Genomic DNA, 13,229 nt, shown 5'->3' with positions numbered 1-13,229 from the left:
GGATGCATGTCCAGGAGTCCGACGCCCAGGCGGCGCGCGACCCTGGCTTCTCTGGCCGCCGAGCTGAAGGTTTCGCGGACCACGGTCTCCAACGCCTACAACCGGCCCGACCAGCTGTCGGCGGAGCTGCGCGAGCGGGTGCTCTCCACGGCCAAGCGCCTCGGATACCCGGGCCCGGATCCGGTGGCCCGCTCGTTGCGCACCCGTCGGGCCGGTGCGGTCGGGCTGGTGATCACCGAACCGTTGAACTATTCGTTCAGCGACCCCGCCGCGCTCGATTTCGTTGCCGGACTTGCCGAATCGTGTGAGGCGGTGGGGCAGGGGCTGCTGCTGGTCGCGGTCGGGCCCAACCGCAGCGTCGCCGAGGGCTCGGCGGCGGTGCTGGCCGCCGGGGTGGACGGCTTCGTGGTGTACTCGGCGAGCGATGACGACCCGTATCTCCCGGCGGTGATGGAGCGTCACCTGCCGGTCGTGGTGGTGGACCAGCCCCGGGATGTGCCGGGCGCGTCCCAGGTGCGTATCGACGACCGGGCGGCGATGCGCAGCCTTGCCGAGCATGTCATAGACCTCGGGCACCGGGAGATCGGCCTGCTGACGATGCGGCTGGGCAGGGACTGGCCGCACGGCCCCGGGCCCGCCTTGGCCGATCCGGAACGGGTCCGGGCGCCGCATTTCCACGTTCAGTGTGAGCGCATCCACGGGGTGTACGACGCGATGACGGCCGCGGGCCTGGATCCTGCGTCGCTGACCCTGGTGGAGAGCTACGAGCATCTACCGACGTCCGGCGGGGCGGGCGCCGACATCGCGCTGGAGGCCAATCCGCGGATCACCGCGCTGATGTGCACCGCCGACGTGCTCGCGCTCTCGGCGATGGATCATCTGCGGGCGAAGGGCATCTACGTGCCGGGGCAGATGACGGTCACCGGGTTCGACGGCGTGCCGGAGGCGCGGCAGCGCGGACTGACCACGGTGGCGCAACCCGGTGTCGAGAAGGGACGTCGCGCGGGCGAACTGCTGCACAACCCGCCCCGATCCGGTCTCCCGGTGGTCGAGGTCCTCGATACCGAGGTGATCCGGGGACGGACGTCGGGGCCGCCGGCCTAGGGCGCCGGTTGCGGGGACTGGGCCGCGCGTGTGTCGACGAGGTGGCGCAGCGCCGTCGCGACGTCGGCGGGGGACTCGACCCGGTAGGCGGCCGCCGTGTCACCGGGACCCACCTTCACGCCGACGTCGGATTCACCAAGGCGCACAAAGGCTTTCTCGTCGGTGACGTCGTCGCCGAGGAACACCACTGTCGTGGCCTGGAGGCGCTCGCGCAGGATGTCGACCGCTTCGCCCTTGTCGGTGCTGATCACGGCGAACTCGAGGACGGCCTTACCGGTCGTGATGTGGGCGTCCCAGTCGCGAGCCGCATCCCATGCGGCGGCCAGGGCGGCGTCGCCGTCGGCGGGTGACGCGTTGCGGACGTGCAGCGCGACGGACGCGGGTTTCGTCTCGACGGCGACCCCCGGCCTGCCGGCGGCGATGGCGTCGAGGCCGTCGGTGATCGTCTGCAGGAGTTCGCGGTCGATGTCGCGGGAGAACCCGGACTCGAACTCTGCGCCGTGGCTGCCCACCAGGTGCACCGAGTCGGGCATCGACGAGAGTTCGCGCAGTGTCGCCAGGGCCCGGCCGGAGATGAGCGCCGCGGCAGTCGACGGCAGTGTGGCGAGGGTGATCAGCGCCTCGGCGGCCCCGGGGAGCGGACGCGCATCGGCGGGGTTGTTGACGATCGGTGCGAGGGTGCCGTCGAAGTCGGAGGCGACGAGCAGTCGAGGCGTGCGCGCGGCGGCGGAGAGCGCGGACTCGAGCTCGGGCAGCAGGGCGCTCACGGCCTAGATCTTAGGTTGGTCGCCGTCTCCGATGAGCAGGCGCACCGCGAGGTCGAGGCGCTTGGCGACGTCGGTGGCCGACGCGCGGCGGGTGAGCCAGGCCAGCAGGTTCGACAGCCACACATCGGAGATGACCCGTGCGATGTGGTACTGGTCCTCGGTGGGTTCCCCGTCGCTCATCGCCCGGGCGAACATCGAGTCCATGAGCTTCCCGACGTGGTCCACCTCGCCGGCGGCCGACGCGTCGGCGAACACGAACGCGCGGGTCATGGCCTCGGTGAGCAGCGGGTTGCGCTGCATCGCCCGGTTGAGCTTTCCGACCATGATGTTGAGGCGCTGGTAGGCGGTGGCCCCGGCGGCCAGGGCGGCGCGGTCGGTTTTGGCGTCGATCCGTTCGAACTCCCGGCCCAGGGCCGAGACCAGCAGGTGCACTTTCGACGGGAAGTACCGGTACAGCGTGCCGACCGCGACGTCGGCGCGCTCGGCCACCGCGCGCATCTGAACGGCTTCGTAGCCACCCTTGGACGCGATCGCCAGGGTGGCGTCGAGGATGCGTTTGCGGCGTTCGCGCTGGGCTTCGGAGCCGAGTTCGGATTCGGCCAGCACCGCGACGTTCATGACCTGGCGAGGGCGGGAATCGGATCCTGCGGTAGCAGACTCAGACGACCCAGACATGCGACCAGTGGCTCCTTTGTCGGCGTTCTCCGGTGAAAACGATACGCATGTCGGCCACGGATCTCTCACCTCCGTGTCGTGTCGACACCGGTGTGCGCTGCGGTGATGGCGGTCGACTTGACGGTCGCACGCTGGCACTATTAGAACACGTTCTAGTGGGAAGCACTGTCTTCCTGCCCAAACGCTAGGAGTCCCGGTGCCCGTACCTACCTCGGCGACCATCACCGACGAACAGGCCGACGCTCGTGAACTGGTCCGGAGCTGGGCCACAGCGTCCGGCTCGGTCGAGGCGGCACGCGAGGTCGAGCAGGGTGACGCCGCCGCGTGGCAGGCCCCGTACGGGCGTCTCGCCGAACTAGGGATCTTCGGTGTCGCGCTGCCCGAGGCGCACGGCGGAGCCGACGGGACGGTCGCGGATCTCGCGGCGATGGTCGACGAGGCGGCCGCCGCGCTGGTGCCGGGGCCGGTGGCCACGACGGCGTTGGCGACGCTGGTCCTCCCGGATGGGCAGGCCGACCTCCTGGAGTCGCTCGCCACCGGACAGCGCTGGGCGGGGGTCGCCCTGAACGCCGATCTCTCCTATGCCGACGGGCGGGTGTCCGGCACCGCCGCGTACGTCCTCGGCGCCGACGAGTCGGCGGTGCTGCTCCTGCCCGTCGGCGAGACCTGGCTGCTGGTGGACGCCGGCGCCGACGGGGTGACGGTCGAACCGTTGCAGGCCACCGACTTCTCCCGCCCGCTGGCGCGGGTGAGCTTCGACGGCGCGCCGGCGGAGGCGCTACCGGTGTCGGGGCAACGCGTCGTCGATCTCGCCGCGACGGTGATGGCCGCCGAGTCGGCGGGTCTGGCCCGCTGGCTGCTGCACACGGCCACCGAGTACGCGAAGGTGCGCGAACAGTTCGGCAAGCCGATCGGCAGTTTCCAGGCCATCAAACACATGTGCGCCGAAATGCTGCTGCGCTCGGAGCAGGCTTCGGTCGCCGCGGCCGATGCCGCGCGCGCCGCGTCCGATCCGGCCGCCGACGGCGCCCAGTTGTCGATCGCGGCGGCGCTGGCCGCGTCGGTGGGCATCGAGGCGGCCAAGGCGAATGCGAAGGACTGCATTCAGGTCCTCGGCGGTATCGGCATCACCTGGGAACACGACGCCCACTTGTATCTGCGCCGCGCCTACGGCATCGCGCAGTTCCTCGGCGGCCGTTCACACTGGTTGCGCCGCGTCGCGGCGCTGACCCAGCAGGGGGTGCGCCGGGAACTGCACATCGATCTGGAGTCGGTGGCCGACCTTCGGCCCGAGATCGCTTCTGCCGTCGCCGAAGTCGCCGCCGCCCCCGAGGATGGGCGGCAGGTCGCGCTCGCCGAGACGGGTCTGCTGGCGCCGCACTGGCCCAAGCCCTACGGTCGTGCCGCGGGTCCGGCCGAGCAGCTGCTCATCGACCAGGAGCTCGCGTCGGCGGGTGTGGTGCGCCCCGATCTGGTGATCGGCTGGTGGGCGGTGCCGACGATCCTGGAACACGGCAGCCCCGAGCTGATCGAGCAGTTCGTGCCGCCGACCCTGCGCGGCGAGCTGACGTGGTGCCAGCTGTTCAGCGAGCCGGGTGCGGGGTCGGATCTGGCGGCGCTGAGGATGAAAGCGGTTCGGGCAGAGGGCGCATCCGCGAGCGGTGCAAAAGTCTCGGGCTGGAAGCTCACCGGGCAGAAGGTGTGGACCTCGGCCGCGCAGAAGGCGCACTGGGGCGTCTGCCTCGCCAGGACGGACCCCGAGGCTGCGAAACACAAGGGCATCACGTACTTCCTGATCGACATGAAGAGCCCCGGCATCGTGATCCGGCCGCTGCGTGAGATCACCGGCGACGAGTTGTTCAACGAGGTCTTCTTCGACGACGTCTTCGTCCCCGACGAGATGGTGGTCGGCGAGGTGAACCAGGGGTGGCGGCTCGCGCGGACCACGCTGGCCAACGAGCGGGTCGCGATGGCGCAGGGCACCGCGCTGGGCAACCCGATGGAGGAGCTGCTGCGGGTCATCGCCGAACTGGACGTCGATGGGGCGCAACAGGATCGGCTGGGGCACCTGATCGGGACGGCGCAGGTCGGCACGTTGCTCGATCAGCGGATCGCGCAGCTTGCCGTCGAGGGCCAGGACCCCGGTCCTCAGGCCAGCGCGCGCAAGCTGATCGGGGTGCGCTACCGGCAGGCGCTCGCCGAGTTCCGCATGGAGCTCTCCGAGGGCGCGGGTGCGATCGTCAACCAGCAGGTGCACGACTTCCTGAACACGCGGTGCCTGACGATCGCCGGCGGCACCGAGCAGATCCTGCTGACGATGGCGGGGGAGCGGTTGCTCGGTCTTCCGCGTTGAGCTGCTAGTCGAAGATCGGTTGCGCGCACGCGGTCGGGGTCGTCAGGTTCACGCCGGGGTAGACCACCTGGATCTGCGAGCACACGATGAATCGCGACCCTTTCGCCGGCAGGCCCGTCGTCCAGGCGGTGGGGACCGAATCCCCGTCGGTGGTGAACCGCTCGATGGGTCCGCCGCCGAAGTAGGTGACCGACACCTCGACCTCGCGCAACGACTTCAGCATCCGCGACAGCACGTTGTTGTGGTTGGCGCCCTTGAGTTCCCGGGGCACCCCGGCCGGTGCGCTGTACCACGCCTCCTGCCACACGTCCTGCGAGTCGCTCCGCAACGTGATGGTCTGCCGGGCCCAGGTGTCCTGCGGGAATCCGGTCGGACCACCGGGCGTCAGCAGGTTTGCCGACGTCCGGTAGAAGCACCTGTTCTGCGCCGGGACGCAGTCGGCGGAGACGTGCATCTCGATCCGGTCGGGACCGACCGGGATCGACGAGACGCCGGCGTCCGAGGCGGCTCCCGCCCCGGGGGCGCCGGTGAGCGCCATTGCCATCGATGCCAGTGCCGTCACACTCGCCGCTGCTAGCCGCTTCATCGTGATGAAGGTAATCCTCCCGCTACTCGTCGAAGGTGACTTCGACTGAATCCGATGTGGGGTGCGCCTGGCAGGCCAGGATGAGCCCTTCGTCGAGATCCTGCTGCTCGAGCACATCGTTGACCTCCATCTCGATGTCCCCCGACTTCTTGAGCACCGCGCACGCGCCGCAATGCCCTTCGCGACAGGAGAACGGAGCGTCGAGGCCTTTGTTGAGCAGCACATCGAGCAGCTTCGCCTTGCGGGGCCAGCTGACTTCGTGCGTCTCGCCGTCCAGCGTCACCACGACGGTGGCCGGGCCAGAGTCGCCCTCGTCGTCGGCGTCGTCGATCGTGACCGCCGCGAACGGGTCGGAATCCAGGGACTTGAACACCTCGATGTGGATCTTGTCGGCGGCCGCGCCGGACGCGGTCAGGGCCTCCTCGGCGGCGGCCATGAACGGACCGGGACCGCAGATGAAGGCCTCCCGCGAGGTGAACGGAGCGAACAGCGCCGTCAGCGCGGAGACGCTGGGCAGGCCCTGCACCGATTCCAGCCAGTGGATCGTGGTGAGCCGGTCGGGATATTTGTTCGCCAGGTCGCGCAACGTCTCGGCGAAGATCACCGACTTCTCGTCGCGATTGGCGTACACGAGCGTGACGTGGCCGCTGCCCTCGCTGAGCGCGGACTTCAGAATGGCCAGCATCGGGGTGATGCCGCTGCCGGCGGCCAGCAGCAGGAAGTCGGTGTCGAGGTTCTTGGGGACGAACGTGCCCGACGGGGCCAGGACGTGCATCTTCATCCCTGCGTGCGCGTTGTCGCACAGCCAGTTCGACGCGTATCCGTCGGCGGTGCGCTTGATCGTCACGGTCAGCGGGTCGCCGGTGAACGGTGAGCTGCACAGCGAGTAGCAGCGCGCCACCGATCCCGTCTTTTCGCTCGGGACCCGCAACGTCAGGAATTGCCCCGGGGAGTACCGCAGTTTCTCGGGCGCCACCGGGGCGTCGGCGGGAGACCTGAAGACCAGGGACCGCGCGTCGGACGTCTCGTCGATGACGTCGGCGATCTCCAATTCGAGAACATGGGCGCCCAGCGGCTCGTCGGCGGCAACGTCCGTCACAGGATGGGCCCTTTCTCGGCACTCACAGCGGTCATAACTAGAACAGGTTACAGAAATGCATGTGTGCAGGTCCAGCTGCCACAGGACGCCGCTACTCGACACAAATCGTAACGTGTTCTAATCTCTTGTAGGTTACTTCGCACGCCTTTGGAGGCAAACCAGTGACGTCCATTGAACAGCGCGACGCGCAGACGGTTCTCGCCGGTGTCAACGATCTTCTGCCGCGCATCGCCAAGCGCTCCGCGGCCGCCGAGGAATTGCGGCGCCTGCCGGATGAGACCGTGGCCGAACTCGACGAGGTCGGTTTCTTCAAGCTGCTCCAGCCCGAGCAGTGGGGTGGTCTCCAGTGCGATCCCACCCTCTTCTACGAAGCCGTGCGGCGCATCGCCAGCGCATGCGGTTCCACCGGGTGGGTCTCGTCGATCATCGGCGTGCACAACTGGCACCTGGCGCTGTTCGACCAGAAGGCCCAGGAGGACGTCTGGGGTGACGATCCGACGGTGCGGGTGTCGTCCTCGTACGCGCCCATGGGCGCGGGAACCGTCGTCGACGGCGGCTACCTGGTCAGCGGCGCCTGGCAGTGGTCGTCCGGGTGTGATCACGCGACGTGGGCGTTCCTCGGCGGCCCGGTGATCAAGGACGGCAAGCCGGTCGACTTCGGCAGCTTCCTGATCCCGCGCACGGACTACCGCATCGACGACGTGTGGAACGTCGTCGGCCTGAAGGCCACCGGAAGCAACACCGTCGTGGTCAAGGACGTCTTCGTGCCCCGGCACCGGTTCCTGTCCTACAAGGCGATGAACGACGGCACCGCCGGCGGCTACGAGAACAACACCGCGCCGGTGTACAAGATGCCTTGGGGCACCATGCATCCCACGACGATCAGCGCTCCGATCATGGGGATGGCCTACGGCGCGTACGAGGCGCACGTCGAACATCAGGGCAAGCGGGTGCGGGCGGCATTCGCCGGCGAGAAGTCCAAGGACGATCCGTTCGCCAAGATCCGTATCGCCGAGGCGGCCTCCGACATCGACGCCGGGTGGCGACAGCTGATCGGCAACGTCCGCGACGAATACGAGCTGCTGCAGGCCGGCAAGGAGATCCCGTTCTCGTTGCGCGCCAGCGCACGTCGCGACCAGGTCCGTGCCACCGCGCGGGCGATCGCGTCGATCGACCTGCTGTTCGAGGCATCCGGTGCGACGGCCCTGCAGCTCGACCAGCCCGTGCAGCGATTCTGGCGGGACGCGCACGCCGGCCGGGTCCACGCGGCCAACGAGCCCGAGCGCGCCTACCTGATCTTCGGCAACGACGCGTTCGGTCTGCCGCCGCAGGACACGATGGTCTAGTGACGTCCTTCGCCGCGGAAGCTGCTCAGCAGCAGGAGATCACGTTCGAGTCGACGTCCCGCTACGCCCAGGTCCGCGAGGACATGCGGTTGCACTATCACGAAGCGGGAGTGGGTAATCCCGAGACGGTGGTGCTGCTGCACGGGGGCGGCCCGGGCGCGTCGAGCTGGTCGAACTTCGGACGCAACATCCCGGTGCTGGCCAAGCACTTTCATGTGCTGGCCGTGGATCAGCCGGGCTACGGGCACTCCGACAAGCACACCGAGCACGAGCAGTACAACCGCTACAGCGCCACTGCGCTGCTGAACCTGTTCGACCACCTGGGAATCGAAAAGGCCGCGCTGGTGGGCAATTCGCTCGGTGGCGGTACGGCGGTGCGGTTCGCGCTGGACAACGGCAAGCGCGCGGGAAAGCTCGTGCTGATGGGGCCGGGCGGACTGAGCGTCAACCTGTTCTCGCCGGATCCGACCGAGGGTGTCAAGCTGCTCGGCAGGTTCGCCGCCGAGCCCACCCGCGAGAACATCGAGAAGTTCCTGCGCATCATGGTTTTCGACCAGGCCATGATCACCCCGGAGTTGGTCGAGGAGCGGTTCCAGATCGCCAGCACCCCCGAGTCGTTGGCCGCCACCAAGGCGATGGGTAAGTCGTTCGCCGGTGCGGACTTCGAGCTCGGGATGATGTGGCGCGACGTGTACAAGCTGCGTCAACGGGTACTGCTCATCTGGGGCCGCGAGGACCGGGTGAACCCGCTCGACGGAGCCTTGGTGGCGCTGAAGCAGATTCCCCGGGTGCAGCTGCATGTTTTCGGGCAGTGCGGGCACTGGGCGCAGCTGGAGAAGTTCGACGAGTTCAACAAGCTCACCATCGATTTCCTCACGAACTAGAGCGGGATCAGAGAGGAAGAGGCCATGACGATCAAGTCGCTGGGATACCTGCGCATCGAGTCCACCGACGTCGCGGCGTGGCGCGAGTACGGGCTGAAGGTCCTCGGCATGGTCGAGGGTTCGGGCCCGACCGAGGGCGCGCTCTATCTGCGGATGGACGAGTTCCCGGCGCGTCTGATCATCGTGCCCGGCGAGAACGACCGTCTGCTCGAATCCGGCTGGGAGACCGCGAACGCCGCGGCGCTGCAGGACATCCGCGCGCGCCTCGACATCCACGGCACGCCGTACAAGGAGGCCACTGCCAGCCAGCTCGCCGACCGCCGCGTCGACGAGATGATCATCTTCGACGACCCCTCGGGCAACACGCTGGAGGTCTTCCACGGCGTGGCCCTGGAGCACCGTCGCGTCGTCAGCCCGTACGGCCACAAGTTCGTCACCGAGGAGCAGGGCCTGGGCCACGTCGTGCTGACCACCCGGGACGACGCGGAGACGCTGCATTTCTACCGCGACGTGCTCGGGTTCTTCCTGCGTGATTCGATGAAGCTGCCCCCGCAGTTGGTGGGCCGCCCCGCCGACGGTGCGCCCGCATGGCTGCGCTTCCTCGGTGTGAACCCGCGCCACCACAGTCTGGCCTTCATGCCGGGCGAGACCCCGAGCGGTATCGTGCACCTGATGGTGGAGGTCGAGAACTCCGACGATGTGGGTCTGTGCCTGGACCGCGCGCTGCGCCGCAAGGTCAAGATGTCGGCCACCCTCGGCAGGCACGTCAACGACAAGATGCTGTCGTTCTACATGAAGACCCCCGGCGGCTTCGACGTCGAGTTCGGTTGTGAGGGACTCGAAGTCGACGATCAGAACTGGGTGGCGCGCGAGAGCACCGCGGTCTCGCTGTGGGGGCACGACTTCAGCGTCGGCTTCAAGTAGCCGTGGGCAGTCCGCCGATCGATCCCCGCACATTCCGCAATGTGCTCGGGCAGTTCTGCACCGGGATCACGGTGATCACCACCGTTCATGACGACGCCCCAGTGGGCTTCGCCTGCCAGTCGTTCGCTGCGCTGTCGCTGGATCCGCCACTGGTGCTGTTCTGTCCGACGAAGGCGTCGCGGTCCTGGGCGGCGATCGAGGCGAGCGGCACGTTCTGTGTCAACATCCTGCACGAGAATCAGCAGCACGTGTCCGCGCGGTTCGGTTCCAGAGAGCCCGACAAGTTCGCCGGTATCGACTGGGCGCCTTCGAAACTGGGGTCGCCGGTCATCGAGGGCTCCCTGGCGCACATCGACTGCACGGTGCACTCGGTGCACGACGGGGGAGACCACTTCGTGGTGTTCGGCGCGGTGCACTCGCTCTCGGATGTGCCGAAGAAGAAGCCGCGGCCGCTGCTCTTCTATCACGGGCAGTACACCGGTATCGAGCCGGACAAGAACACCCCGGCCGATTGGCGCAACGACCTCGAGGCGTTCCTGACCGCGACGACCGACGACACCTGGCTCTAGCAGGTCCGGGCGGCCGCTCCTTCCAGTAGTGACCGTACGACGGTCAGGTGAGTGGGAAGAACTCTGGCCCACAGCAATCGGGCTGCGGGGTTGCCCAGCCGGACGAGGGTCGCGAACACCACGTGGTCGTCGGTGACCCGGGTGACGAGTTCCCCGGTCAATCCTATGGCTGAACTCGCTTGCAGCCGAAGGTATTCCGTATCCCGATGGGTGATCCGCCAGCCGGCGATGACGTCGGCGTCCCCGCGGTGCAGCCTGAGGCCGAGCATCGTCCAGCCGGCGCGTAGCCGTAGGCGCGTGGCCGCAGGGGGACCCTCGAGGATGATCCGCGCCCACGCCTCGGGTGTCTGGAGCGCACTGGTAGGCGAGAGGGTGTGCACGTCGACGTGGTCGACGCGGGACAGCGTGGTGCACGCCAGCAGGGCCTCGTCGGCGTCGACCCGTTGAACCGTACTGGTTGTCGTCATGGCCACCTCCCACTTTGATACAGAACAGTACTGTATCTATCCTAGGATGGCCAGATGCCGCCCCCCGTCCGCACGCCCCGCCGATCATGGATCGACGCCGGTCTCGCGTTGCTGGCGCAAGAGGGGCCCGATGCGGTCCGGGTGGAGGTCCTCGCACAGCGCCTCGGCGTCACCCGCGGCGGGTTCTACCGGCAGTTCGAAGGCCGGTCGGATCTCGTCACCGCGATGCTCGACGAGTGGGAGCAGCGCAGCATCGACGAGGTCCGGGCACGGGTCGAGGCCGAAGGCGGCGATGTGCAGAGCCGGGTGACGCGGGCCGGGGCGCTGACGTTCTCCGACGAGCTCGTCCCGCTGGACCTTGCGGTGCGGGACTGGGCGCGACGCGATTCCGACGTCGCGGCCCGGCTGCGGCGCGTCGACAATCGGCGGATCGGGTTCCTCCGCGAGCTGCTGGGCGCGGTCTGCGAAGATGCCGACGAGGTGGAAGCGCGAGCGTTGCTCGCGTTCTCGCTGGCCATCGGGACCCATGTGATCGCCGCCGACCACCCCGGTCCGCGGCAGCGGGTCGTTCGTGATGCGACCCGGCTGATCCTCGCCGGAGTTACACCGGTGTGATTCATCCACACTGGGGACAACCCCTGTGGATAACCTGCATCAGCGCAGGTGGGACTCGATGAACCCGATGATCGCGGCGGCGACGTCGCCGTGTTGCGACTCATTGAGGACGTCGTGTCGGGCGCCGTCGAACGCGGCGAGCTCCAACGCATCGATCTGCTCGGCGTAGGCCCGGACCGCCCCGATCGGCGCGATCGGGTCGTTGACTCCGTGGACGGCCAGCGTCGGCACGGACAGCGCCGGCAGATCGGAACCGAATCGGTCCCAACCCCGGTCGAGCTCGCGCGTCAGCGCAGTGCTGTCGGATTCGACGAACGCGAGGGGGTCGTTCTCCAGCGCGTCGAGGTAAAACGGGTCCGAGGACAGCCATCCGGGGTCGAGGTCGATCGAGGTGTCGGCATCCACCAATTCGGGCACCGGGATCAACGGTGAACCGGAGATGACAGCCGCCCGGTAGCGGTTCGGACCGTCGAGGAGACGGAACAGCGTGACGATCGATCCGAAGGAGTGCCCCTGAGCGATCAGCGGCACGCTGCGTGTGCTCGCACGCTCGGTCAACGCGTCCGCGAGGGCCGAGGAGTCCTCGATCGAGCCGAAGTCACCCCGCGTGCCCGGGCTCAGCCCGTGGCCGAACTGGTCGACGGCCCACACGTCGATACCCGCGGCGTTGAGCGCGAACGCGTATCGGTGGTACAGCCCGGTGTGCTCACCGAAACCGTGCAGGAAGACAACCGCCGCGCGGGGGTCTTCGGCCGCCCAGTGACGGTAGTAGGCGGGTCCCCGGTCGTGGTCAAGGAATGGCATGACCGACGCTAACCCGCGCCGAGCAGCATGTGGTGCCGGTCGCGCACCCGATCGCGGATCGCATCGACCACCGCGGCCACCTCGGGTCTGCGCAAGGTCTCGGCACGCGTCACCAACCAGTACGTGAGCGTGATCGAAACCTGCCCGGGGAGAACGCGTACCAGGTCGTCGTGGCGATCGGCCATGAAGCAGGGCAGCAGACCGATGCCGGCGGCGGCCCGGGTGGCCTCGACGTGGACGAAGACGTTGGTCGATGTCACCGACTCCCGCATCGCGGGTGTGAAACTCGTGGCGAGGTCCAGGTCGTCGACCTGGAGCATGGAGTCGATGAAGTAGACGAGGGGGTGTTTCTGCAGTTCGGCGATGGTCGCAGGGGTGCCGTGCGTGGCGAGATAGTCGCGAGAGCCGTAGAGGCCGAGGCAGTAGTCGCTCAACCGTAACGCCCTGGCGCGCCGCACCTTCGGCTCCCCGACCACGACCTCGACGTCCATCCCCGATCGCTGCTGCGTGGCGCGGCGGGTGGTCGCGACGATCTCCACCGCGACCCCGGGATGCCGGCGCTGCACCGCCGCCGCTGCCGGAGCGGCGATGTAGGCCGAGAAGCCGTCGGTGGCCGAGATGCGCACCACCCCCTCCAGGGCGCGTTGTCCCGCGGGGTCGGTGGCCAGCGAGCGGACCGCGGTCTCCACGACCTCGGCCGCGGCCAGCGCATCGCGTCCTAGGTCGGTGAGCTCCCACCCACCGGCGACCCGGGCGAGCACGCGTCCGCCCATCGCCTGCTCCAGCGCGGCGATGCGGCGGCTGATCGTGGTGTGGTTGAGGCCGAGTTCGTCGGCGGCGGAGGTGTATTTGCCCGTTCGGCCGACAGCCAGCAGAACCAGCAGGTCGTCGGCGCTGGGGCGGCGGCCGAGGGGACTCATCTCTGCATTTTCGCAGAACCATCCTGCAGTTTTGACCATTGCTGGACTGGGGAGCTGCATGAATACTCACGGGTCATGTGGTGGGCATCACAACGAAGGGGTGTGCTGTGAGTTCT

General features: G+C 68.3%; 14 protein-coding genes. 7 read left to right on the top strand and 7 right to left on the bottom strand.

Annotated features, from left to right (window positions below):
- Positions 1–6 precede the first annotated feature (6 nt).
- Entirely contained in the window at positions 7–1,104 is a 1,098-nt protein-coding gene (locus DYE23_RS24810; RefSeq protein WP_115328436.1) for an Rv3575c family transcriptional regulator, read from the top strand.
- Here the strand turns inward: DYE23_RS24810 and otsB are convergent.
- Together otsB and kstR are read right to left on the bottom strand one after the other, a co-directional pair.
- Positions 1,101–1,871: a trehalose-phosphatase gene (gene otsB / locus DYE23_RS24805; protein ID WP_115328435.1), complete on the bottom strand. Its 771-nt coding sequence runs from the start codon at positions 1,869–1,871 to the stop codon at positions 1,101–1,103. The genes DYE23_RS24810 and otsB overlap by 4 nt on opposite strands.
- 3 nt (positions 1,872–1,874) lie before the next feature.
- A complete protein-coding gene (kstR, locus tag DYE23_RS24800) occupies positions 1,875–2,546 on the bottom strand; it encodes a cholesterol catabolism transcriptional regulator KstR (RefSeq protein ID WP_011892356.1) in 672 nt (223 codons plus the stop codon).
- A gap of 196 nt (positions 2,547–2,742) precedes the next feature.
- On the opposite strand from kstR, the gene DYE23_RS24795 reads away from it, so the two are divergent.
- Positions 2,743–4,899 (top strand): acyl-CoA dehydrogenase family protein, encoded by a 2,157-nt coding sequence (locus tag DYE23_RS24795; RefSeq protein WP_011892357.1) that lies wholly within the window; start codon positions 2,743–2,745, stop codon positions 4,897–4,899.
- A gap of 4 nt (positions 4,900–4,903) precedes the next feature.
- On the opposite strand, the gene DYE23_RS24790 is transcribed toward DYE23_RS24795, so the two are convergent.
- Entirely contained in the window at positions 4,904–5,485 is a 582-nt protein-coding gene (locus DYE23_RS24790; RefSeq protein WP_011892358.1) for a hypothetical protein, read from the bottom strand.
- Between the two features lie 22 nt (positions 5,486–5,507).
- The gene (locus tag DYE23_RS24785) at positions 5,508–6,584 is read right to left on the bottom strand and encodes a ferredoxin--NADP reductase (RefSeq protein WP_011892359.1); all 1,077 of its coding nucleotides are present in this window, start codon (positions 6,582–6,584) and stop codon (positions 5,508–5,510) included.
- A 161-nt stretch (positions 6,585–6,745) separates the two neighbouring features.
- On the opposite strand from DYE23_RS24785, the gene hsaA reads away from it, so the two are divergent.
- The 4 genes from hsaA to hsaB are packed head-to-tail and all read left to right on the top strand — an operon-like array spanning position 6,746 to position 10,307.
- The gene (gene hsaA / locus DYE23_RS24780) at positions 6,746–7,930 is read left to right on the top strand and encodes a 3-hydroxy-9,10-secoandrosta-1,3,5(10)-triene-9,17-dione monooxygenase oxygenase subunit (protein WP_011892360.1); all 1,185 of its coding nucleotides are present in this window, start codon (positions 6,746–6,748) and stop codon (positions 7,928–7,930) included.
- Complete coding sequence (gene hsaD, locus DYE23_RS24775) at positions 7,930–8,814, top strand: 4,5:9,10-diseco-3-hydroxy-5,9,17-trioxoandrosta-1(10),2-diene-4-oate hydrolase (RefSeq protein WP_115328434.1); 885 nt, start codon at positions 7,930–7,932, stop codon at positions 8,812–8,814. The genes hsaA and hsaD overlap by 1 nt, the downstream gene beginning before the upstream one ends.
- Positions 8,815–8,838: 24 nt before the next feature.
- Positions 8,839–9,738 (top strand): iron-dependent extradiol dioxygenase HsaC, encoded by a 900-nt coding sequence (gene hsaC / locus DYE23_RS24770; protein WP_011892362.1) that lies wholly within the window; start codon positions 8,839–8,841, stop codon positions 9,736–9,738.
- Between the two features lie 2 nt (positions 9,739–9,740).
- Positions 9,741–10,307, top strand: a complete 567-nt coding sequence (gene hsaB / locus DYE23_RS24765; RefSeq protein ID WP_011892363.1) for a 3-hydroxy-9,10-secoandrosta-1,3,5(10)-triene-9,17-dione monooxygenase reductase subunit — start codon at positions 9,741–9,743, stop codon at positions 10,305–10,307.
- On the opposite strand, the gene DYE23_RS24760 is transcribed toward hsaB, so the two are convergent.
- Positions 10,304–10,774 carry a hypothetical protein gene (locus tag DYE23_RS24760; protein ID WP_011892364.1) on the bottom strand — a complete coding sequence of 157 codons (471 nt, stop codon included), beginning with the start codon at positions 10,772–10,774 and terminating at the stop codon, positions 10,304–10,306. The two genes, hsaB and DYE23_RS24760, sit on opposite strands and share 4 nt — an antisense overlap.
- Positions 10,775–10,828: 54 nt before the next feature.
- Here DYE23_RS24760 and DYE23_RS24755 point away from each other — a divergent pair, with 54 nt between their 5' ends.
- Positions 10,829–11,389, top strand: coding sequence for a TetR/AcrR family transcriptional regulator (locus tag DYE23_RS24755; RefSeq protein ID WP_115328433.1), 561 nt, complete (start codon positions 10,829–10,831; stop codon positions 11,387–11,389).
- Between the two features lie 39 nt (positions 11,390–11,428).
- On the opposite strand, the gene DYE23_RS24750 is transcribed toward DYE23_RS24755, so the two are convergent.
- The gene (locus DYE23_RS24750) at positions 11,429–12,193 is read right to left on the bottom strand and encodes an alpha/beta fold hydrolase (protein ID WP_011892366.1); all 765 of its coding nucleotides are present in this window, start codon (positions 12,191–12,193) and stop codon (positions 11,429–11,431) included.
- Positions 12,194–12,201: 8 nt separating this feature from the next.
- Complete coding sequence (locus tag DYE23_RS24745) at positions 12,202–13,152, bottom strand: LysR family transcriptional regulator (protein ID WP_115328432.1); 951 nt, start codon at positions 13,150–13,152, stop codon at positions 12,202–12,204.
- Between the last annotated feature and the right edge of the window lie 77 nt (positions 13,153–13,229).

Origin of the sequence: Mycolicibacterium gilvum (genome assembly GCF_900454025.1) — a bacterium.
GTDB classification, from domain to species: Bacteria; Actinomycetota; Actinomycetes; order Mycobacteriales; family Mycobacteriaceae; genus Mycobacterium; species Mycobacterium gilvum.
This window is presented reverse-complemented; position numbering and strand designations above follow the sequence as displayed.